The following is a 20,236-nucleotide window of genomic DNA, read 5'->3' as shown; positions in this document are numbered from 1 at the left end:
GCCACGACGGGCGGGTCAGCCGAGCGGGAGCCAGAAGGTGATGTCGTCGCGGTGGTCGCCCTCCGCGACCTTGATGGCCCCGGGGACGCGTCCGACCTCGCGGTAGCCGCAGGACGTGTAGAAGCGTTCGAGGCCGAGCCCGCCGCGGCAGGTCAGGCGGATGCCGGTGAATCCCGGATCGACGCGGCGGGCGGCGGACGCTGCGGCGGCCATGAGGTCGCGGCCGACGCCGCCGCCTTGGAGGGCGGGGTGGACCATGACGGTCACGAGGCCGACCCAGTGCCGCATCAGGCGGTGGTCGTTGCGCCGCAGGAAGGCGGTGGCCAGCGGCCTCCCGTCCTCGGCGTGGCCGACGAGCAGGCGCGTGGTGCCCTCGGCCATGCCGACGAGGTGGCGGCGCAGCGCGGGCTCGACGTCCTCCGACGTGACGGGCGGCACGAAGCCGACGGCGCCGCCCGCGTTCGTCACGTCCACCCACAGCGCGGCGAGCCCCTCACGCAGCGCCTGGGTGGGCGCCGGGTCGAGGTCGAACCGCAGGCGCTGCCGCGTGCCGCCGGGGCCGGGCGCGGCGGTCACAGGCGCATCGGCTGCGGCGCCTCGCGCCGGGCCGGGTCGGGTCCGTCGTACTCGTTGACGACCTCATAGCGCGTGTTGCGCTCGACGGGACGGAAGCCCGCGTCGCGGATCAGGTCGAGCAGGTCGTCGCGGGTCAGCTTGTTGGGCGTGCCGTAGTTGTCGGCGTCGTGCGTGATCTTGTACTCGACGACCGAGCCGTCCATGTCGTCCGCGCCGTGCTGGAGGGCGAGCTGCGCCGTCTGCACGCCGTGCATCACCCAGAAGACCTTGACGTGCGGGACGTTGTCGAACAGCAGGCGCGAGACGGCGAACGTCTTCAGGGCCTCGGCGCCGGTGGCCATGGTGGTGCGGGCCTGGAGGCGGTTGCGGACCTTGCCGTCCTTCATGTCCACGAAGTCGTGCTGGTAGCGCAGCGGGATGAAGACCTGGAAGCCGCCGGTCTCGTCCTGGAGTTCACGCAGCCGCAGGACGTGGTCCACGCGGTGCCTGGGCTCCTCGATGTGGCCGTAGAGCATGGTGGAGGGCGTCTTGAGGCCCTTCTCGTGCGCCAGGCGGTGGATGCGCGACCAGTCCTCCCAGTGGGTGCGGTGATCGACGATGTGCTGCCGCACCTCCCAGTCGAAGATCTCGGCGCCACCGCCGGTGAGCGATTCAAGACCGGCGTCGATCAGCTCGTCGAGGATCTCGGACGCGGACAGACCGGAAATGGTCTCGAAGTGATGGATCTCGGTCGCGGTGAACGCCTTCAGCGACACGGCGTCCGGCAGGGCCTCCTTCAGCGCGCGCAGCGAGCGCGGGTAGTAGCGCCAGGGCAGCGAGGGATGCAGGCCGTTGACGATGTGCAGTTCGGTGAGCCGGTCGCCCTCCATCGCCTTCGCGAGCCGCACGGCCTCCTCGATGCGCATGGTGTACGCGTCCTTCTCGCCCGGCTTGCGCTGGAACGAGCAGTAGGCGCACGAGGCCGTGCAGACATTGGTCATGTTGAGGTGCCGGTTGACGTTGAAGTAGACGACGTCGCCGTTCTTCCGCGTCCGCACCTCGTGGGCCAGCCCGCCGAGCCAGGCCAGGTCGTCGGACGCGTAGAGCGCGATCCCGTCCTCACGGGAAAGCCGCTCACCTGCGCGGACCTTCTCCTCCAGCTCCCGCTTGAGCCCAGCGTCCATACGTCACGCCTCCTAGTCGCTCCGACCGACGAGCCTACGCCCGCTCGCCCTCCGGCAGGTGGCCGACCCGGTTCTCCCACTTGGTGGACAGCACGACGGTGGTCCGCGTGCGCGAGACCCCGGCGGTCCCGGAGAGCCGGCGGACCGTGCGCTCCAGGCCGTCCACGTCACCCGCCCTGATCTTGATCATGTACGAGTCGTCGCCCGCGATGAACCAGCAGTCCTCGATCTCGGCGAAGTCCCGCAGCCGGTCGGCCACTTCCTCGTGATCGACCGAGTCGGAGAGCTGGATGCCGATCAGCGCGGTCACACCGAGGCCGAGCGAGCGCGCGTCCACCGTCGCGCGGTAGCCGGTCAGGACACCGGCGCCCTCCAGCCGGTTGATGCGATCGGTGACGCTCGGCCCCGACAGGCCGACGAGGCGGCCCAACTCCGCGTAGGACGCGCGGCCGTTCTCCCGCAGCGCCTGAATGAGCTGTCTGTCCACCGCGTCCATCAAGCAGCGCCTTCCTCGTCCCCTGGCCGATTGCACAGACGAATCTAAGGCATAGCCGTGCCGTCACCTACGAGTGCCCGGCGCGCGCCCCGTCCGCCCCGCCCAGTTCGCCCCGCCACCGCCGGTACAGCCCGTGCGGCACGCCCACCGCGTCCAGCGCGCGGCCCGCGACGAAGTCCACCAGGTCCTGGATGTGCGCCGCCCCCGCGTAGAAGGCGGGCGAGGCGGGCAGCACCACCGCGCCCGCCGCGTCCAGGTCCACGAGCTGCCGCAACGTCGGCCCGTTCAGCGGCGTCTCGCGCACCGCGACGACCAGCGGGCGCCGTTCCTTCAGCGTCACGGCCGCCGCGCGTTGCAGCAGGTCCTTGGACAGGCCGAGCGCGATGCCCGCGACCGACGCGGTGGACGCGGGCACGACCAGCATGCCGCGCGCCGGGTACGAGCCGGACGAGGGACCGGCCGCCAGGTCACCGGCGGGCCAGTAGCGCACGGCGTCCAGCGCCGCGTCCCCCACCGCGAACGCGTCCGGCGCCCCGTCCGCGCCCCGCGCGAGCCACGCGCGCAGGTCGGCGCGCCAGTGCGCGTCACGGAACGGCGCGCCCGTCTCGTCCAGCAGCGTCAGCCGCGCCGCCCGGCTGACGACCAGGTCCACCGTCTCCCCCGCGGCGAGCAGCGCACGCACGACGGACGCGGCGTACGGCGTCCCCGACGCGCCGGAGACCCCGACGATCCAGGGCGGGCGGCGCTCGTCTGACCGGTTGCCTGACGGCTCGGCGGGGAGGGGCTGCATGCCCCCGAGGCTAGGGCCTCCACGGCGCGGGGCGGCGCCCGCCCCCGGCGCGGCGGGTGTCGCGAACCGGCCGGAGCAGGACCGTTCCTGACCGCCGCAGCTAACGAGCCGCTTACCGGACGGTGACGCTCAGGCCACATACGGCGGTCCGGCGCGGGGGCGCGGCGACGCCCATGGACACTGGACTGGCACGATCGTCACCACCGCGTGGCCCCGCACGGACCCCCCACGGACCTGGAGTGCCGACATCAGTACCCGCCGCCAGCCCCACAGCGCCCACCGCCCGTTCCGCACGCGGCTCGTCGCCGTCGGCGGCGCCGTCCTCCTCTCCTCCGCGACCCTCGCCTGCCAGGTCGTGGAGAACGTGCAGGCGGGCCGTGACGTGTCCCAGGCCGTGGACGAGCTGCTGTCCTGGGAGGCGCTCACCATCGGCGCGGTACTCGACGCCACGCCCGAGCAGGTGGCGGCCTACCTCGCGCACTCCGCCGCCCGCGACGGCGGCGCGCCCGCCACGCCCGAGGAGGCGCGGCTCCTGTCGGAGCTGGAGCTGACCATCGCCGTGGGCGACCCGGAGCGCGAGCTGCGCATGCGCGACCTCGGCCCCGACGACCCGCTCGACGGCGCGATGACGGTCAACTTCGGCGGGCGGGACGTCGCGGGCGTCAAGAACATAGAGGACCGCACGTACGTCCGCGTCGGCGCCGAGTCGATCGTGGACGACGTCTACGGCGGCGACGAGGCCGCCGTCACCGCGGCGGCCCGCTTCGAGGACGACGCGGAGCGGCTGCCCGACTCGGTCGCCACGGCAGCCGGTGCCCTACGCGGGAACTGGACCGAGGTCGATCCGTACCGCTTCGAGGACTACGCCGCCGCCCTCGACGAGGCGGGCGGCGTGGACCAGGAGACCGCGAACCGCCTCGGCGGCGCGCTCGTGGACGGCGCGGAGCTGCTCGTCCCCGAGACGCAGCTCGCCCTCGCGGACGCGCTCGGCGACGCGCTGCGCTCCGAGGGCGAACTGCACCGGCGCGGCGAGGCGGACGGCGCGGAGCAGGTGGACGTCACCCTGCCCGCCGCCGACGCGTGGCGGGCCCTGGAGCCCATGCTGTCGGTGATGACCGCGCAGCTCACGCAGTTCGGCCTGCCGCCGCTCGTACGCGAACCTGCGGACGGCGACGCGCGGGTGACCGCCCGCCTCCAGATCCGCAACGGCGTGCTGACGGACGCGACCGTGGACCTGGCGCAGTTCGGCGACGCGGCGCCAGGCGGCGAGGACGCCGAGGCCGTGACGCTGCCGCTGCACCTGTCGCTCGCGGGCGGCTCCGCGCTCTCCCTCAACCCGCCGGAGTCGGACGGGCCGCTCGACCCGGCGGAGCTGACGGTCGCGCTGATGTACCTGCGGGTCCAGGCGGAGGAGCGGGCGGACGACCCGGACCGCGCCGACGTCCCAGGACCCATGCAGCCCTGACACCCGCCACGACCGCCCGCCCGCCGCCCCGCGTCGGGCGGGCGCGGCTGTCGGAGGCACGCTCTAGGGTCAGCCCATGGACATCGTGAACCCCGCGCTGAACGACTACCTCATCGCCCACGCCACCCCCGCCGACGACGTGCTGCGCGACCTGGCGGAGGAGACCCGCCGCGCCCTGCCGGGCCACATCAGCATGCAGATCACGCAGGACGAGGGCGCCTTCCTCACCCTCCTGGTCCGCCTCACCGGGGCGCGCACGGCCGTCGAGGTGGGCACGTTCACCGGCTACTCGTCGATCTGCATCGCGCGCGGTCTGCCCGCCGACGGGCAGCTGATCGCCTGCGACGTAAGCGAGGAGTGGACGTCGATCGCCCGCCGCTACTGGGACCGCGCGGGCCTCACGGACCGCATCGAGCTGCGCATCGGCCCGGCCGCCGACACGCTGCGCGCCATGCCGCCGCAGGAGACGATCGACTTCGCGTTCATCGACGCGGACAAGGTCGGCTACCCCGTCTACTACGAGGAGATCGTGCGGCGGCTGCGGCCCGGCGGGCTGATCGTGCTGGACAACGTGCTGCGGTCGGGACGTGTCGTGGACCCGTCCGCGCAGGACGCGGCCGACCTCGCGATCCGGCAGATCAACGACACGGTGACGGCCGACCCGCGCGTCGAGTCCGTCCTGCTGCCGGTGCGTGACGGGGTGACGCTCGTCCGCAAGCGCTGAGCCGGGGCCTCGCGCCCGGTTCGCCCCCATCGGGCGGAATGTCAGTGGGCGCGCCTACGCTGGAGGTATGCCCGAACTGCCCGAGGTGGAGGCACTGCGCGAGTTCCTGACCGGCCATGCCGTGGGCCGGCGGGTGACGCGCGCACTGCCGGTCGCCTTCCACGTCCTGAAGACCTACGACCCGCCGCTCTCCGCCGTCGAGGGCGGAACCGTCACCGCCGTCGCGCGGCACGGCAAGTTCCTCGACCTCACGATCGACACCGCCGGGGGCGTGACGGACGGCCCGCTCCACCTCGTCGTCCACCTCGCCCGGGCCGGGTGGCTGCGCTGGCAGGACGCCCCGCCCGCCGCCCCGCCGCGCCCCGGCAAGGGCCCGCTCGCGCTGCGCGTCCTGCTGGAGGGCTCCCCCGACTCCCCCGACTCCCCAGGACCGGGCTTCGACCTCACCGAGGCGGGCACGCAGAAACGCCTCGCCGTCCACTGCGTACGCGACCCCGCCGAGGTCCCCGGCGTCGCCAGGCTCGGCCCCGACCCGCTCGCCCCGTCGTTCGACGGCGCCGCGTTCGCCGCGCTGCTCGCGGGCGAGCACCGGCGGATCAAGGGCGTCCTGCGCGACCAGGGCGTGCTCGCGGGCGTCGGCAACGCCTACTCGGACGAGATCCTCCACGCCGCCCGCATGTCCCCCTTCAAGCTGGCCGACACGCTGACGGAGGCCGAGACCGCCGGGCTGTACGAGGCCCTGACCGGCACGCTGCGGGAGGCCGTCGCACGCTCCCGCGGCGTCGCCGCCGGGCGGCTCAAGGCGGAGAAGAAGACCGGCCTGCGCGTCCACGGCCGCGCCGGGCAGCCGTGCCCCGTCTGCGGCGACACGATCCGGGAGGTCTCCTACAGCGACTCGGCCCTCCAGTACTGCCCGACCTGCCAGACGGGCGGCAGGCCGCTGGCCGACCGCCGCCTCTCCCGGCTGCTCAAATAGCCACGCCAGGACGCCGCGCGCCCGTCACGCGTCGGCCTCCACCGACACCCCGTACGTCATGGCGGCCTCGGCGAGCCCGCCGTCGAAGGACCTGCTGACGGCCGAGAACCACCAGCCGTCCTCCTCCCTGACCAGCTCCCCGATCGTCAGCCCGGTCGCCCCGGGAGGTCCCGCGGGGAAGCCGTAGCACAGCAGCTCCGCGTCGTTCGCGACACCGAGCAGCCTGGCGTGCAGCAGGCTGACCAGCGACAGGTCGCCGCCCGCGTCGCTCTGCTCCTCGTCGAGGGACAGCGCGAACACGACGCGCTCCGCCCGCTCGGCGAGCTTCGGCAGGTCCACGGTGAAGACGGCCTCCGGGTCGTCGCCGCCCAGCCGGACGCCGACCGCCTCGGGCTCCGGGTTGTTGTAGAAGACGAAGTGCTCGTCGGACAGCACGGCGCCCGCCTCGTCCACGACGAACGCGCTGCCGTCCACGTCCACGGCGACCCCGTCGGGCGTCCGCCAGTCCAGGCAGACGCGGAACGTGTCCGCCCCCGGCAGCACCTCGGCCAGCCGCATCCGCTGCCCGGTGGCCAGCGGCAGCCGCCCGCCCTCGGGGCGCGGGCAGTTGGCGAGCAGCACCGAGCGCGGGTCCACCCGCGTGGGCTGGTAGGAGACGGTGCCGGTGTCCGCCGGGGCGGCGGGTGGCACGTCGGCGGACCGCAGGGACAGGTCGCGCAGCCGCTCGGCGACCTCGGCGGCCGAATCCGGCCGCGCGGCCGACGGCTTGGCGAGCATCGCGAGGATCAGCTCGTCCCAGGCGGTGGGCAGCCCGGGCCGCAGCACGCTCGGCGGGACGGGCTCCTCCTCCATCTGCTGGCGCAGCAACTGGTAGAGGGAGGGCCCGAGGAACGGCGGACGGCCCGTGGCCAGGGCGTACAGCACGCACCCGGCCGAGTAGAGGTCGCTGCGGGTGTCCACCGTGCGGCCCTCGATCTGCTCGGGCGACATGTACGACGGCGTGCCCACGACGACGCCGGTGGATGTGAGGCGCGCGTGGTCGGTGGACTCGGCGAGGACGGCGGCGATCCCGAAGTCCAGGACGCGCGCGAGCCCGTCGGGGCCGACCATCACGTTGGCGGGCTTGAGGTCGCGGTGCACCACACCGGAGCCGTGCGCGACGGCCAGCGCGCGGCAGATGTGCTCGCCCCAGCGCGCCACCTCGCCGAGCGGCGGGAGTTCGTCGGCGAGCACCTGCTCAAGGGACCGGCCGCGCAGCCGTTCCATGACGAGGAAGAGGAACCGTTCCCCCGCCTCGTCGAAGCGCGACTCACCGGCGTCGTGCACCGTGACGATGAACGGACTGGACAGCCCGGCCAGCAGTTTGGCCTCCCGCTCGAACCGCTCCTTGGCCCGCGGGTCACGGCCGACCGCCGCCGCGCCGACGACCTTGACGGCCACCTGCCGTTCCAGCCGGAGGTCGAGCGCCTCCCAGACCGTGCCCATGGCACCGGCGCCGATCCGTTCCCCGATCCGGTAACGGCCTTCGAGAATCCGGTCCCGCATGCCACGCACCCCCCGTCTTCCTGTCCGGCCGACGGCCTGCGCATCCGCCACCGGTACCGCTACTTTAAGCGCCACGCGGCGTCTCCGGAGGGGGCCTGGAATGAGCTCTGCCCAAGCGAACGGTCCGTGGTCCGGCGGTCCGCCGCGTGTGACACCACCGGCGCGCCGCGACGGTTCCTGGCCCGCGCTGCTCGTGGGCGTCCTGGCCCTCCTCGGCGTGGCCATGACCATTCTGGCGGTCCTGTCGGCGGGCACGTCGCCCGGGGGTTCGGAACAGGCCGCGCCCCTGCGCTTCATACCCGTGGCGGCCGAGGCGGGCAGCCCCTGCTCGGTCGAGGAACCGGGCAGGACCGTCACGGACGACGGCGTCTGCCTCACCCTGCGCGACGCGGACGGCATGGCGGTCCAGCGCGTCCAGGACGCGCACGCGGAGCCCTCCCCCGCGGGCGACTGGTCCGTCCTCATCGTCCTGCGGAGCACGGACGCCCGCGCGTTCGGCGACCTGACGGCGACCGTCGCGGACGAGGGGCGGGGCGGCAGCAGGCTGGCGATGCTGCTGGGCGAGCGTCTGCTGACGGCCCCGGTCGTGACCAGCAGGATCGACGGCGGCGAGGTCGTCGTCAGCGGCTTCAGCCGCGAGGAGGCCGAGGACCTGGCAGGACGGCTGCGCGCCTGAGCGGCAACCGGCCGTTGTCAGACCCCCTGGCTAGGGTGGCAGGCAGATCGACCGCCCGCCTTGTCCGGAAAGTCAACAGCCGAGGGGTACCCGTCATGAGCCGAGCCGCGACACCGACCGCGACGTCCGCAGACGAGCCGGTGACCGAGGCGCAGCTGGAGCGCCACCGCAAGGAGCTGACGGCGTACTGCTACCGCATGCTGGGGTCGGCCTTCGAGGCGGAGGACGCGGTGCAGGAGACGCTGGTGCGCGCCTGGCGCGGCCTGGACCGCTTCGAGGGGCGCTCCTCCCTCCGCTCATGGCTGTACCGCATCGCGACCAACGTCTGTCTCACCATGCTGTCCGGCAGCAGCCGCCGTGCCCGGCCCATGGACCTGTCCTCCCCCACCCCGACCGCCTCCGCGGTGCTCGGGCCGCCGCTGCCCGAGACGGCGTGGGTCGAGCCCATGCCCGACAGCCGGATGCTCTCGGCCACCGACCCGGCCGAGCGTGCCGAGGCGCGCGAGTCCGTCCGGCTGGCCCTGATCGCCGCGCTCCAGCACCTGGCGCCACGGCAGCGCGCGGTGCTGATCCTGCGCGAGGTGCTGGCGTGGAAGGCGAGCGAGGTCGCCGAACTCCTCGGCACGAGCGTGGCCTCCGTCAACAGCGCGCTCCAGCGGGCCCGCGCGACCATCGCGACCACCGGGCTCAACGCCGCGGGCGACGCGGCCCTCGCCCCGGGCGACGCGGTGTCGGCCGAGGCGCTGTCCACCGAGGAGAAGGACCTGCTCGCCCGCTACCTCGACGCCTTCGAGCGGTACGACCTCGACTCCCTCACCACGCTGCTCCACGAGGACGCGACGCTGAGCATGCCGCCCTACGACCTGTGGGTGCGCGGCGCGGACGACGTCTGCGCCTGGATGCTGGGCCCGGGGCACGGTTGCCGGGGCTCGCGTCTCATACCCACCTCGGCCAACGGCCTCCCGGCCTTCGGCCAGTACCGTCCCGACCCGGACGGCGGGCACACGCCCTGGGCGCTCCAGGTGATCGAGACCGCGGAGGGGCGCATCACCGGGATCAACTCGTTCCTCGACACCGAGCGGTTCTTCCCGCTGTTCGGCCTGCCCCCGCACCTCCCGGACGCGCAGGACGCGCAGGACGCGCCGACCGACTGACGCAGGAGGGGACCGGCCGCCGGTCCTCACCCGCGCGCCCGTCAGCGGTGGCACACCGTGAGCGCACCTCATACGTTCGTGACGACTCCCCTCGGCGGCAGGATTCGTCATGAAGCACAGCGGTTCCCCGGAGTCCCCGGCCACCGGCCCCCCGGCACGGACATCCCCGCCCGCGCTCGCGCCCACGGAGTCCGCGCGCGGTCCTGGCACGGTCCGCGCCGGGCCCGGCGTCCCGCGGACCAGGCGGCTCGTCGGCCCGGCCTTCGTCGCGGCCATCGCCTACATCGACCCGGGCAACTTCGCGGTCAACCTGACGGCGGGCGCGACCCAGGGCTACCGCCTGCTCTGGGTGGTGGTGCTGGCCAGCGCGTGCGCCACGTTGCTCCAGTACCTGTCGGCGAAGGTCGGGGTGGCGACCGGCAAGAGCCTGCCGCTGCTGTGCCGGGAGCGGTTCGGCCCCGGGGGCAGACGTGCCCTGTGGTGGCAGGGCGAACTGGTCGTCGCCGCCACCGAGATCGCCGAGTTCGTCGGCGCCGCGATCGGCATGCGGCTGCTGTTCGGCACCCCGGTCTGGCTGGCCGCCCTCCTCGCGGCGGCGGCCTCGCTGCTCGTCGTCGCCCTGCGGCAGCGCGGGCACACCCGCGGCTTCGAACTCGCCGCGGCGGCCTCCCTGGTGCTGGTCGGCGGCGGCTTCCTCTTCGCCGTCCTGGCCGTGGGCCACCAGTCCCCCACCGCGCTGGCGGCCGGTCTGGTCCCGCACGGGCCGACGGGCGACGCCCTGCCGCTGATCCTCGCCATGATCGGCGCCACGGTCATGCCGCACGCCCTCTACCTGCACTCCGCCGTCGTCCAGACCGGCACGGACGCGGCCACAGCCCAGCGTCACCCCGGGCGGGTCCGCCGCGCCCTGCGGACCGACTGCCTGCTCGGCCTCGGCGTCGCGACGCTGGTCAACGCCTCGATGATCGTCTTCGGAGCCGGTCTCGCCTCCCTCACGGACGGCGCCTGGACGGGCGATCTCACCGGCGCCCACGGCGAGTTGCTCACCCGGGCAGGCGGCGCCGCGGCCCTCGCCTTCGCCGTCGCCCTCCTCGCCTCCGGCCTCTCCTCCTGCGGCGTCGGCGCCCTCGCCGGTGACGTCATGGCCCGCGACCTGCTCGTCCGCCGCATCCCGCCCACGGCGCGGCGGCTCCTCACCCTCACCCCCGCCGCCGTCCTCATGACCGCGCAGGTGCCGATGACGCACCTCCTCGTCGCCAGCCAGGTGTTCGTCTCCCTCGGCGTACCGGTCGCCGTCGCGCTGCTGATCCTCTTCAGCCGCGACAGGACGGTGATGGGAACGCTGGTCAACGCCCGCGGCACCACCTGGGCCGCGGCCCTCATCGGCGCCACCGTCGCCGCCCTGGCGTGCGCCGCCACACTCGGCGCCTGACCCACCCCACCGCCCCGTCCCACCCCAGAAGGAGCCCGCATGCCGCAGTACGCACACGTACGTTCCCTGCTCCACAAGGAACCCAGCCTCGGATCGGACTCCGGGACGATCACCGAACTGACCTCGGCCGACCTCCCGTTGCTGCGCCGCCTGTCCATCCGCCGCACGGTCCTCGCCCCGCTCGGCGTCCGCGAACCCCACTGGCACGCCAACGCCTCCGAACTCACCTACTGCGTACGCGGGGAGGCGCTGGTGACCATATTCGGGACCGAGGACGCCTTCGACAGCTTCACCGTCACGGCGGGCCAGATGTTCTTCGTCCCCTCGGGCGCCCTGCACCACATCGAGAACACCGGGCAGTCCGACGCCGAGTTCATCAGCGGCTTCACCCACGAGAGCCCCGAGGACTTCGGCATCTCCGCCGCCTTCGGCGCCATGACCGACGCCGTCCTCGGCAACACCTACGGCCTGCCGTCCTCCGCCTTCGCCACCCTGCGCCGCAGCACCACCGACACCCGCCTCGGCAGCCGCCGCGGCCCGGCCGACGTCCCCCTCGACGCCCGCCGCCCCAACCTCCACCGGTTCGACGTCGAGGCGATGGCCGCGCCGATCGACCTCCCCTCAGGCTCGGCGAAGACCGCGCGCAAGCAGTTCTGGCCGATCCTGGAGAACATCTCGATGTACTCGCTGCGCGTCCTCGACGAGGGCATGCGCGAGCCGCACTGGCACCCGGTCACGGCCGAGATGGGCTACGTCCACGAGGGGCAGGCGCGGATGACCGTGCTCAACCCCGACGGCTCCGCCGAGACCTACCTGCTGCGGCCGGGCGACGTCTACTTCGTACCCCGCGCCTATCCGCACCAGATCGAGGACGTCGGCGAGGGCGACCTGCACTTCCTCGTCTACTTCGACCAGGCCACCCCGGCGGACATCGGCTACAAGGCGTCGGTCAGCGGCTTCGCCCACGAGGTGCTGGCCGCGGCGTTCGCCACCACCCCGGAGGCCATGCCACGGCTGCCCTTCACGCCGCTCGACCCGCTGTTCGTCGATCGGGTCAACCCGGTGGACCCCGTCTCCTGACCCCACGCCACACGGCCCACGCCCGCCCGTCAGCCCTCGTCAGCCCCCGTCGGCCAGCAGCTCCCCCAGCCCGACCAGGGTCAGCACGGCCCGCAACTCCGCCGCCACATGCAGGAATCGCACGCGGCACCCCGCCCGTCCGGCCGTCAGCCGCAGCCGTGCCACGGCGTCCACGGCCGCCGCGCCCGCCCCGGTCACAGCGGCCAGATCGACCGTCACCGTCCCGGCACCCGTCCGGCGCAGTTCGTCCTCCAACCGCGCGCACACCCCCGGTACGTCAGCCCGCACGAGCGGCCCCCACACCACGAACTCCGCACTCACCACAGCGGCCTCCTCACCTGCCGACAAGACCACCCGGCCGCCGAGAACTCATCGGGAGGACCAACACCGCCCGTCAGACCAGCGGCTTGACCCAACGCCGCCACTCCTCCTCGGCCCGGTACCCGCGCGCAGCCCACGCGTGGTGCGCCACCTCGTTGCGCCGCAGCACCATCGCGTCGGCACGCCGACCGCCGAGCGCGGCGAACCGCGCCTCCGCCGCGTCCAGCAGCGCCGTGGCCACCCCGCGCCGCCGCAGGTCGGGCGCCACGGCGAGCCGGTACAGGTGGCACCGCCAGCCGTCGAACCCGGCGATCACGGTCCCCGCCAGCGCCCCGTCCACCTCGGCGAGCAGCAGCGCCCCGGCGTCCCGCGCGATCAGCCGCCCGACACCCGCCGGGTCGTCGCTGATGCTCGCGCCCTCGGCGGCGCGCCGCCAGAACCCGAGCACGGCCTGCACGTCCGAGGCCGAGGCCGCCCGTACCGAGACGCCGCCCCCGTCCACCACTTCGGTCATGTCCGTCATGCCCCTATCCGAGCACAGCGCCGTCCGGCCACGACCGGCAGGGCGGCCCCCGGCCGGAGGCGGCGATCCCGTGACAGTGAAGAGCCGTACGAGCGCGGCCCGTTGACGCCGCAGCACCCCCACGACACACCGTCTCCCCCAGCCGTGCACTTCCGCCGCATCGACCTTGCGCCAACTCCCCTCGTGAAGACGCGGAACGTCCGTCGAGAACGCTAACGTCGGGTGAGGAGGTAATAGACTCGCCGCAGTTGAGAGGGCGCGATTATGAGCTATGGCGACGACTACGACGACACGCGCGCCCGAGGCGTCCCCGCGCAGACCCGGACGCGGCTGCCCGACCAGCCCGACACCGGCCCACGCGGCCCCGTCTCCTCCCCTGGCCGCACCATCGGGGCGATCGTCTGCGTGGTCGTGCTCCTGCTCGCCGCCATCGTCTTCGCCAGCCAGAACCGGGACGGCGGCGGCGAGGAGGGCGGCGGAGGCGGCGGAGGCTCCGCCGACGGCCCCGAGGCCCGTTCCACCGCGCCCTCGGGCGAACAGCCGGTGGACGGCTCCTTCAACGGCATCCCGACCGGCTTCGCCCAGGACGCGCAGGGCGCCCAGAGCGCCGCGGCCAACTACGCGGTGGCCCTCGGCGGGACGGAGATGTTCGACGCGGAACGCCGCCGCACCATCGTCGAGACCATCGGCTCCGCCGCGACCCGCGACGACCTCCTGACGGGCTACGACGCCGACTTCACCGCCGCACTGAACGAGCGGATCGGCCTCGACGCGGACGGCAGCGCCCCTGCTGGCTCCACCTTCGTCAACCGCACCCTCCCCGTCGGTTCCACCACCACGGAGATCAGCGACACCAGCGCCGAGGTCTCGGTCTGGTGCGCGGGACTGTTCGGCATCGCGGGCACCGACTCGCAGACCCCCGTACGTACCAGCTGGTTCACGCTCCATTTCACTCTCGCCTGGGAAGAGGGAGACTGGAAGGTCGTCGGCTCGGAGCAGACCGAGGGCCCGACCCCGGTCAGCGGCGACGACGTCGTGTCCGGAGCCGAAGAGATCGCAGAAGCGGCCGAGTTGTACGGAGGGTTCACCTATGCGCGCTAGTCCGCGGCCCGGACTCCTCCGGCTGCTCCACCGCGCCGTCAGGCTCGCACCGCCCGCCGTCACCGGTGGTCTGTCCGCCGCCCTCGGGCTCACCGCGCTGACGCTCGCCACCGCCCCCCGCGCACACGCCGCGCCCGAGGACCCCGAGGAACCCGAAGACCCGGAAAGCACCGAGGACTCCGACGCGCCCGGCGACCCGGACTGCGGGCTGATCTACGGGGAGGCCCGCGAGTACTGCGAGGGCGAGCCCCCGGGAGGCAGCGACGGTGGAGGCGGCGGCAACACGATCGACGCGTCCCTCGACCCGCTCTCCTCCCTCGCCCGCGGCTGCGCCGACGCCGCCGCCTGGATCGTGAACGAGCTGTCCGACCTCGTCTCCGCCACGACCGACGTGGACTTCACCAACGCGTCGTTCCTCCGCCAGTACGCCGTCGTCTTCGCCGCCTCCACCGTCCTCACGCTCATCCTCTGGCTCCTCGCCGTCGTCAAGCGCGCGATCCGCGGGGTCCCGCTCACCACCGCCGCCTCCGAGGCCATCGGCTACCTCTGGCTGACCGTCATGGCCTCCGCGTTCACCCCGCTGATCCTCTACTCGGTCGTCACCGCCACCGACGGCATGACCGAGGGCATCGTCGCGGGCACGGGCGACAACTCCGACGCGTTCTTCGGCGACTTCTCCGCCGCACTCGAAGCGGGCGAGGACATCGGCGGCGGCCCGATCATGCTGATCGTCGTCTCCCTCATCTCCATCCTCGCCGCGGGCGTCCTCGCCCTCGAACTCGTCATCCGCGCCGCCATGCTGTACGTCGGCGCGCTCCTCGGCACCGCCGTGTACGCCGGTCTCGTGGACAAGAACCTGTGGGGGCACGTCCGCCGCTGGGCCGGGATCATGATCGCCGTCATCCTCATCAAGCCGGTGATCGTGATCGTCCTCGGCCTGGCCGCCGCCCTCACCTCGTCCTCCGACGACCAGGGCCCCACGGCCGTCTCCTCGGTCGTCTCCGGCCTCGCGATCATCCTGCTGGCCATCTTCGCCTCCGCGATGATCTACCGCTTCGTCCCCGGCTTCGGCGACGAGATCGTCAGCCAGCGCGCCATGCGCCAGGACACGTCGAGCCGCGCCGCGAGCGCCGCCGTCTCCAGCCCGGCCACGATGCTCCGCCAGGGCATGACGACCCACGGCACCCGCGACGGCGCCGCGAGCGCCGCCACGGCGAGCGGCGGGGGCGGCCAGGCGCGTCCGGCCAATCCGCTGGCGGGCGGCGTCGCCGCGCACGGCTCCCGTACCGCCCCGCCCGGCGCGTCGCCCACGGGCAACCCCGGCCCGCCTGGACCGTCCGGGAACGCGGGATCACGAGGAGGTAGCGGATGACCGCCCCACCGCACACACTCACCAGGCGCCGCACCTACCTCATCGGACGCGCCAGGCCCCAGTCGATCGTCGGGCGCAACCGCGAGACGGGCGAGATCGCGCTCATCGTCGCCGGGGCGTTCCTCGGCATGCTGAGCGGCATCCTCATCCCCGTCCTCACGGCCCGCATCGTGGGCCTGGCGGGCTTCCCGATGGTCGCCCTCGCCGCCGTCTACATGCCCTACAACGGCCGCACGTTCTACAGGTGGTTCGAGATCAACCGGTTCTTCCGCCGCACGCAGCGCCGAGGCGCCACCTTCCGCTCGGACGCCGCCGAGGCCGGGGTCAGGCTCGACGGCAGCGAGATCGAGATCGGCTCGCCCCCCGGCGTCGGCCCGGTCCACTGGCTGGCCGCCGCGTTCGGCCCCGACGAGCTGGCCGTCCTCCTGCACACCGACCGCCGCACGGTCACCGCCGCCATCGAGATCGAGGGCCCGGGCGTCGGCCTGCGCGACAGCGAGGACCAGGAAACCCTGGTCGAACGTTTCGGCACGCTCCTCAAGCACGTCGCCAACGGCGACGGCCACGTCTCCCGCCTCCAGATGCTCGCCCGCACGCTCCCCGCCGACCCCGACGCGCACGCCAACGACGTACGGGAGCGCGGCGACGACGGCGCCCCCCGCTGGATCCAGGACTCCTACGACCAGCTCCAGTCGATGGTCTCCACCTCCAGCGAGCAGCACCGCGCCTACCTCGTCGCCTGCATGCACCACTCCCGCGACCTGGCGAGCGAGGCCCAGTCCATCGCCCGCGCCGCCCGCGGCCGGGGCCGCAAGCGCGCCATGACGCAGGACGAGGCGCTGGCCGTCGTCATGGCCCGCGAGCTGACGGACATCTGCGCACGCCTCACCGAGGCCGACATCCGCGTCCGCCAGCCGTTGGGCGAGGCCCGCCTCGCGTCGCTGATCCACTCCATGTACGACCCGGACCACCCCATCGACCACATCCAGGCCATGTCGAAGCGCAACGCCTGGCCCGCCGAGCTGGACGCCCGCGAGCCCACGTACCTCCAGGCCAAGACGCGTGAGTCCGACACCCGCGAGCCGTGGTGCCACGCGACCGCGTGGGTCAAGGAGTGGCCGATGACACCGGTCGGCGTCAACTTCCTCGCGCCGCTCCTCGTCCACACGCCCGACGTCATCAGGACCGTCGCGGTGTGCATGGACCTGGAGCCCACCGAGATCGCCATCGAGCGGATGCTCACCGAGAAGACGAACGACGCCGCCGAGGCGTCCCGCGCCGCCAAGATGAACCGCACCGTGGACCCGCGCGACATCGCCGCCCACGGCCGCATCGACCAGCGCGGCGACGACCTCGCCTCGGGCGCCGCTGGCGTCAACCTCGTCGGCTACCTGACCGTCTCCTCGCCCGACCCCGAGTCCCTCGCCCGCGACAAGCGCACGATCCGCGCCTCGGCGGGGAAGTCGTACCTGAAGCTGGAGTGGTGCGACCGCGAGCACCACCGCGCGTTCGTCAACACCCTGCCCTTCGCGACGGGGATCAGGCGATGACCGCCCGCGGCGTCCGCACCGGCACCGACACCGAGGAGGCACCGGCATGCCCGCACGCGACCCGCTGAGCCTCCTCACCGAGGCGTTCACCGGCCTGCTCTTCGGCCGGACCGAGACGACCCGCCTGCCCGTCCGCACCTCCACGGGCCAGGCCCAGGCCGTCTACCTCCCCACCGCCGCCCCCGGCCTCGGCGACTCGGGCGTCATCATCGGCCGCGAGGTCTACAGCGGCAAGGGCTACATCTACGACCCCTTCCGCCTGTACGGCCAGCAACTCCCGGCCCCGCACTGGCTCGTCCTCGGCGAGTCGGGCAACGGCAAGTCGGCGCTGGAGAAGACGTACGTCCTGCGCCAACTGCGCTTCCGCGACCGGCAGGTCGTCGTCCTCGACGCCCAGGGCGAGGACGGCGTCGGCGAGTGGAACCTCATCGCCCAGCAGCTCGGCATCACCCCGATCCGCCTCGACCCGATGGCCGCGCTCGACGGCAACGTCCGGCTCAACCCGCTGGACCCGGCCATCACCACCACAGGGCAGCTCGCCCTGCTGCGCACCATCGTCGAGGTGGCGCTGGGCCGTTCGCTGGACGAGCGCTCCGGCTTCGCGCTCAAGGTGGCCCACGCGTACGTCAACCAGACGACGGTCGATCGCCAGCCGATACTGACCGACATCGTGGAACGGCTGCGCCACCCGCTGCCCGAGGCCGCCGAGGCGATGAACGTCGAGCTGGAGGACGTCCGCGCCTGGGGCCTCGACGTCGCCCTCGTCCTGGACCGCCTCGTGGACGGCGACCTGCGCGGCATGTTCGACGGCCCGACGACCGTCGGCATCGACCTCGACGCGCCGCTGATCGTCTTCGACCTCTCCCACATCGACCGCAACTCCATCGCCATGCCGATCCTGATGGCGATCGTCGGCGTGTGGCTGGAACACACCTGGATCAGGCCGGACCGCAGGAAGCGGATCTTCCTGGTCGAGGAGGCGTGGCACATCATCAACTCGCCCTCGGTCGCGCAACTGTTCCAGCGGCTGCTGAAGTTCGGGCGGCGGCTCGGCCTGTCGTTCGTCGCGGTGGTCCACCACCTGTCGGACGTCGTGGACGGCGCGGCGGCGAAGGAGGCCGCGGCGATCCTCAAGATGGCGTCCACGCGGACCGTCTACGCCCAGAAGTCGGACGAGGCCAGGGCCACAGGACAGGTCCTCGGCCTGCCGCGCTGGGCCGTGGAGATCATCCCGACGCTGACGCCCGGCATGGCCGTCTGGGACGTCAACGGGAACGTCCAGGTCGTCAAGCACCTGATCACGGAGGCCGAGCGGCCCCTCGTCTTCACCGACCGCGCCATGACCGAGTCCTCCGCCGCCCTGGCGGAGGCGACGGCGCTGGCCGCGGCGGAGGCCGAGGACCCGTTCGAGGCCGAGACCGAAGCCCGCGCCCTGTCGTTCGAGAAGCGACAGGGCGTCATCTGACCGGCCCACCAGGATCGCCCATGTCCCACGACCAGCGCGCCTCCCGCGGCGCCGCTCCCGCCCCGGCGGGACGCGGCGGCATCCCCGACACCCTGCTCATCGGCGGCCTCGCGCTGATGCTCGCCCTCACCGGGCTCATCTGGACGGCGACCGGTCTCGCCGGGCTGCTGACCGGCGGCGCCTGGCCACCCGGCGTCACCTTCCTCAGCACGGCGGGCGCCATCCGTTCCTTCTTCACCGCGCCGGGCGACGTCGCCGCGGCCTGGCCCGACGCCGACCCGGCCGACCTGCCGGGCGCCGCGGCCGTCTGGATCGTCTTCCTCCTCCAGCTGGCGGCGCTGTTCTTCACGGCGCTCGGGCTCTACGTCAGGGCGGCGCGCTGGCGTGCACGCCGCGCACGGCCGGTGGAGAACGCCCGCCCGGTGGGCGAGGCGCCAGAACCCCCGCCGTCCCCACGCGAGAGCGCCCCCCGGCCGCCGGAGGCGGACGTCCCTCCGGCCGCTGAGCCGTCCGACGCGAAGGCGGCGGCCGTCCTCACTGCGCCCCCTGGTCTGGTCGTGATCGACCCGGACGGCTCCCTGTGGACGCGCACCGCGCGCCGCCGCTCGAAGTCGGGCCCCGCGCACGTCTACGACCCGGGGCATCTCACCGACGCCCCCAACCGCCTGCGCTGGTCGCCGCTGCGCGGCTGTGAGGACATGGGGACGGCACGGCGCCGCGCTGCCGCGCTCCTCGCCCCCGTGCGTCCCTCGGAGCCGATCTTCCAGCTCGACACCGCCACGGCCGAGACGATCCTGCGCTGCTACCTGCACGCCGCGGCCCTAGCGGGCGCGTCCCCGCACCAGGTGCACCGCTGGGGCCACGGCCGCTCGCACGGCGAGCCGAGGAAGATCCTGCGGACGCACTCCCGGGCCGCCGGTGGCGCGTCGATGGAGCTGGAGAGCGCGCTGGAGGCGCATCCGGTACGGCGCGACGCGGCACTCGACCTGATCGCCCGCGCCCTCGGCGGCCTGGACCAGGTGCACATCCGTCAGTCCTGCACGCCGGGCCGGGTGGACTCCCTCGCGCTCGACAACCTCGCGGGCGAGGGCGGCACGCTCTACGTCGTCGGACAGCACCGCGAGACGGCGCCGCTGCGGCACGCCCTGGTGGACGAGTTGACGGGCACCTGGCCGAGCCTGACGGTCATCGCAGGGGCCTGAGCACCAACTCGTAGGTCTCGAAGGCCGGGTCGGCGGGGTCCACGGCGCGGTCGCCTGTGGGCTCGAAGCCGAGCGAGCGGTAGAACCGCACGGCCCGCGGATTGTTCTCGTGGACGCGCAGCCGCACTTCCCGCCCGTCGGCCCAGTCGATGGCGGCCCGCATCAGGAGAGCGGCGAGACCGGTGCCCCGGTGCTCGGGGCGCATGTACACGCCGACGACCTGCGCGACCGATCCCTTGGCGAAGACGCCGACCATGCCGCCCCAGTCACCGGTGTCGGTCACGCCGACGAACGTCACGGTGGTCCGCCCGATGGCCCGGCGTTCCCACTCCCCGCGGGTGAGGCGAAGCGCCTCCTCGTAGGGCTCGTAGAACGCGACGGACGCGACAGGGTCCCGCAGGGCGGCGAGCCTGAGCCTGCGCAGCTCCCGCCAGTCGTCCCGGGACGTGCGACGAACCCTGTACGCCATGAGCCCGATGCTCGCACCCGAACGGCGGGAGGGCAAATACGAGTAGGGCCCGTTGAGGTTCAACGGGCCCTACTCTTTCAATAATTGTCCGGCGGTGTCCTACTCTCCCACACGGTCCCCCATGCAGTACCATCGGCGCTGGAGAGCTTAGCTTCC

The 20,236-nt window shown here is 73.4% G+C and carries 20 protein-coding genes and 1 rRNA gene; 12 read left to right on the top strand and 9 right to left on the bottom strand.

The features are described 5' to 3' along the window. Positions 1–15 precede the first annotated feature (15 nt). From IF27_RS06800 to IF27_RS06785, 4 genes are all read right to left on the bottom strand, one after another. Positions 16–576: a GNAT family N-acetyltransferase gene (locus IF27_RS06800; protein WP_223290944.1), complete on the bottom strand. Its 561-nt coding sequence runs from the start codon at positions 574–576 to the stop codon at positions 16–18. Then, complete coding sequence (gene mqnE / locus IF27_RS06795) at positions 573–1,739, bottom strand: aminofutalosine synthase MqnE (protein WP_052848483.1); 1,167 nt, start codon at positions 1,737–1,739, stop codon at positions 573–575. Before mqnE ends, IF27_RS06800 begins: the two co-directional genes overlap by 4 nt. A 34-nt stretch (positions 1,740–1,773) precedes the next feature. After that, on the bottom strand, positions 1,774–2,235 hold the full coding sequence (locus IF27_RS06790; RefSeq protein ID WP_052848482.1) for an Lrp/AsnC family transcriptional regulator: 462 nt from the start codon (positions 2,233–2,235) through the stop codon (positions 1,774–1,776). A 67-nt stretch (positions 2,236–2,302) separates the two neighbouring features. Beyond that, complete coding sequence (locus IF27_RS06785; RefSeq protein ID WP_052848481.1) at positions 2,303–3,025, bottom strand: UbiX family flavin prenyltransferase; 723 nt, start codon at positions 3,023–3,025, stop codon at positions 2,303–2,305. A 355-nt stretch (positions 3,026–3,380) separates the two neighbouring features. Between IF27_RS06785 and IF27_RS06780 the strand changes: the two genes are divergently transcribed. The 3 genes from IF27_RS06780 to IF27_RS06770 all read left to right on the top strand — a co-directional run bounded on the left by IF27_RS06780 (position 3,381) and on the right by IF27_RS06770 (position 6,190). After that, positions 3,381–4,490: a hypothetical protein gene (locus IF27_RS06780; RefSeq protein WP_052848480.1), complete on the top strand. Its 1,110-nt coding sequence runs from the start codon at positions 3,381–3,383 to the stop codon at positions 4,488–4,490. A gap of 76 nt (positions 4,491–4,566) precedes the next feature. Then, positions 4,567–5,214: an O-methyltransferase gene (locus IF27_RS06775; RefSeq protein ID WP_052848479.1), complete on the top strand. Its 648-nt coding sequence runs from the start codon at positions 4,567–4,569 to the stop codon at positions 5,212–5,214. 67 nt (positions 5,215–5,281) lie between these two features. Beyond that, positions 5,282–6,190 (top strand): DNA-formamidopyrimidine glycosylase family protein, encoded by a 909-nt coding sequence (locus IF27_RS06770; protein WP_052848478.1) that lies wholly within the window; start codon positions 5,282–5,284, stop codon positions 6,188–6,190. 24 nt (positions 6,191–6,214) lie between these two features. Here the strand turns inward: IF27_RS06770 and IF27_RS06765 are convergent, their stop codons facing one another. Beyond that, positions 6,215–7,735, bottom strand: a complete 1,521-nt coding sequence (locus IF27_RS06765; RefSeq protein ID WP_052848477.1) for a protein kinase domain-containing protein — start codon at positions 7,733–7,735, stop codon at positions 6,215–6,217. 148 nt (positions 7,736–7,883) lie between these two features. Between IF27_RS06765 and IF27_RS30890 the strand changes: the two genes are divergently transcribed. The 4 genes from IF27_RS30890 to IF27_RS06745 all read left to right on the top strand — a co-directional run bounded on the left by IF27_RS30890 (position 7,884) and on the right by IF27_RS06745 (position 12,077). Then, positions 7,884–8,411, top strand: coding sequence for a SecDF P1 head subdomain-containing protein (locus IF27_RS30890; protein ID WP_052848476.1), 528 nt, complete (start codon positions 7,884–7,886; stop codon positions 8,409–8,411). Positions 8,412–8,506: 95 nt separating this feature from the next. Next, positions 8,507–9,565, top strand: a complete 1,059-nt coding sequence (locus IF27_RS06755; RefSeq protein ID WP_052848475.1) for a sigma-70 family RNA polymerase sigma factor — start codon at positions 8,507–8,509, stop codon at positions 9,563–9,565. Between the two features lie 109 nt (positions 9,566–9,674). After that, positions 9,675–10,997 carry an Nramp family divalent metal transporter gene (locus tag IF27_RS06750; RefSeq protein ID WP_110945630.1) on the top strand — a complete coding sequence of 441 codons (1,323 nt, stop codon included), beginning with the start codon at positions 9,675–9,677 and terminating at the stop codon, positions 10,995–10,997. Positions 10,998–11,036: 39 nt separating this feature from the next. Beyond that, on the top strand, positions 11,037–12,077 hold the full coding sequence (locus IF27_RS06745) for a cupin domain-containing protein (RefSeq protein ID WP_052848474.1): 1,041 nt from the start codon (positions 11,037–11,039) through the stop codon (positions 12,075–12,077). A 39-nt stretch (positions 12,078–12,116) separates the two neighbouring features. Here the strand turns inward: IF27_RS06745 and IF27_RS06740 are convergent, their stop codons facing one another. Further along, on the bottom strand, positions 12,117–12,398 hold the full coding sequence (locus IF27_RS06740) for an STAS domain-containing protein (protein WP_190232837.1): 282 nt from the start codon (positions 12,396–12,398) through the stop codon (positions 12,117–12,119). A gap of 73 nt (positions 12,399–12,471) precedes the next feature. Continuing rightward, positions 12,472–12,912 (bottom strand): GNAT family N-acetyltransferase, encoded by a 441-nt coding sequence (locus IF27_RS06735; protein ID WP_052848828.1) that lies wholly within the window; start codon positions 12,910–12,912, stop codon positions 12,472–12,474. 273 nt (positions 12,913–13,185) lie between these two features. Here IF27_RS06735 and IF27_RS06730 point away from each other — a divergent pair, with 273 nt between their 5' ends. The 5 genes from IF27_RS06730 to IF27_RS06710 are packed head-to-tail and all read left to right on the top strand — an operon-like array spanning position 13,186 to position 19,611. Beyond that, positions 13,186–14,022 carry a hypothetical protein gene (locus IF27_RS06730; protein WP_052848472.1) on the top strand — a complete coding sequence of 279 codons (837 nt, stop codon included), beginning with the start codon at positions 13,186–13,188 and terminating at the stop codon, positions 14,020–14,022. Beyond that, entirely contained in the window at positions 14,012–15,394 is a 1,383-nt protein-coding gene (locus IF27_RS06725; protein WP_223290943.1) for a hypothetical protein, read from the top strand. The genes IF27_RS06730 and IF27_RS06725 overlap by 11 nt, the downstream gene beginning before the upstream one ends. Further along, the gene (locus tag IF27_RS06720) at positions 15,391–16,944 is read left to right on the top strand and encodes an SCO6880 family protein (RefSeq protein WP_052848471.1); all 1,554 of its coding nucleotides are present in this window, start codon (positions 15,391–15,393) and stop codon (positions 16,942–16,944) included. The genes IF27_RS06725 and IF27_RS06720 overlap by 4 nt, the downstream gene beginning before the upstream one ends. A 46-nt stretch (positions 16,945–16,990) precedes the next feature. Next, entirely contained in the window at positions 16,991–18,409 is a 1,419-nt protein-coding gene (locus tag IF27_RS06715; protein WP_052848470.1) for an ATP-binding protein, read from the top strand. Positions 18,410–18,429: 20 nt separating this feature from the next. Beyond that, positions 18,430–19,611 carry a type IV secretory system conjugative DNA transfer family protein gene (locus IF27_RS06710; protein ID WP_052848469.1) on the top strand — a complete coding sequence of 394 codons (1,182 nt, stop codon included), beginning with the start codon at positions 18,430–18,432 and terminating at the stop codon, positions 19,609–19,611. Here the strand turns inward: IF27_RS06710 and IF27_RS06705 are convergent. Both IF27_RS06705 and rrf read right to left on the bottom strand, forming a co-directional pair. Beyond that, positions 19,595–20,080, bottom strand: a complete 486-nt coding sequence (locus IF27_RS06705; protein ID WP_052848468.1) for a GNAT family N-acetyltransferase — start codon at positions 20,078–20,080, stop codon at positions 19,595–19,597. The two genes, IF27_RS06710 and IF27_RS06705, sit on opposite strands and share 17 nt — an antisense overlap. Positions 20,081–20,166: 86 nt before the next feature. After that, positions 20,167–20,236 (bottom strand): 5S ribosomal RNA (gene rrf, locus IF27_RS32130); the annotation flags it as partial.

This window comes from Streptomyces avicenniae, assembly GCF_000719135.1.
In the GTDB taxonomy this organism is placed as follows: Bacteria; Actinomycetota; Actinomycetes; order Streptomycetales; family Streptomycetaceae; genus Streptomyces; species Streptomyces avicenniae.
The sequence above is the reverse complement of the archived record's forward strand: the minus strand, read 5'-3'. Positions and strand labels throughout refer to the sequence as shown.

Bases quoted from the DNA above. Each gene is read 5' to 3' on its own strand.
- IF27_RS06710 (WP_052848469.1), top strand. From the start codon at position 18,430: ATGTCCCACGACCAGCGCGCCTCCCGCGGCGCCGCTCCCGCCCCGGCG.
- IF27_RS06725 (WP_223290943.1), top strand. From the start codon at position 14,012: ATGCGCGCTAGTCCGCGGCCCGGACTCCTCCGGCTGCTCCACCGCGCC.
- IF27_RS06755 (WP_052848475.1), top strand. From the start codon at position 8,507: ATGAGCCGAGCCGCGACACCGACCGCGACGTCCGCAGACGAGCCGGTG.
- IF27_RS06770 (WP_052848478.1), top strand. From the start codon at position 5,282: ATGCCCGAACTGCCCGAGGTGGAGGCACTGCGCGAGTTCCTGACCGGC.
- IF27_RS06715 (WP_052848470.1), top strand. From the start codon at position 16,991: ATGCCCGCACGCGACCCGCTGAGCCTCCTCACCGAGGCGTTCACCGGC.
- IF27_RS06765 (WP_052848477.1), bottom strand. From the start codon at position 7,735: ATGCGGGACCGGATTCTCGAAGGCCGTTACCGGATCGGGGAACGGATC.
- IF27_RS06745 (WP_052848474.1), top strand. From the start codon at position 11,037: ATGCCGCAGTACGCACACGTACGTTCCCTGCTCCACAAGGAACCCAGC.
- IF27_RS06775 (WP_052848479.1), top strand. From the start codon at position 4,567: ATGGACATCGTGAACCCCGCGCTGAACGACTACCTCATCGCCCACGCC.
- IF27_RS06720 (WP_052848471.1), top strand. From the start codon at position 15,391: ATGACCGCCCCACCGCACACACTCACCAGGCGCCGCACCTACCTCATC.
- IF27_RS06705 (WP_052848468.1), bottom strand. From the start codon at position 20,080: ATGGCGTACAGGGTTCGTCGCACGTCCCGGGACGACTGGCGGGAGCTG.
- IF27_RS06785 (WP_052848481.1), bottom strand. From the start codon at position 3,025: ATGCAGCCCCTCCCCGCCGAGCCGTCAGGCAACCGGTCAGACGAGCGC.
- IF27_RS06790 (WP_052848482.1), bottom strand. From the start codon at position 2,235: ATGGACGCGGTGGACAGACAGCTCATTCAGGCGCTGCGGGAGAACGGC.
- IF27_RS06750 (WP_110945630.1), top strand. From the start codon at position 9,675: ATGAAGCACAGCGGTTCCCCGGAGTCCCCGGCCACCGGCCCCCCGGCA.
- IF27_RS06730 (WP_052848472.1), top strand. From the start codon at position 13,186: ATGAGCTATGGCGACGACTACGACGACACGCGCGCCCGAGGCGTCCCC.
- IF27_RS06735 (WP_052848828.1), bottom strand. From the start codon at position 12,912: ATGACCGAAGTGGTGGACGGGGGCGGCGTCTCGGTACGGGCGGCCTCG.
- mqnE (WP_052848483.1), bottom strand. From the start codon at position 1,739: ATGGACGCTGGGCTCAAGCGGGAGCTGGAGGAGAAGGTCCGCGCAGGT.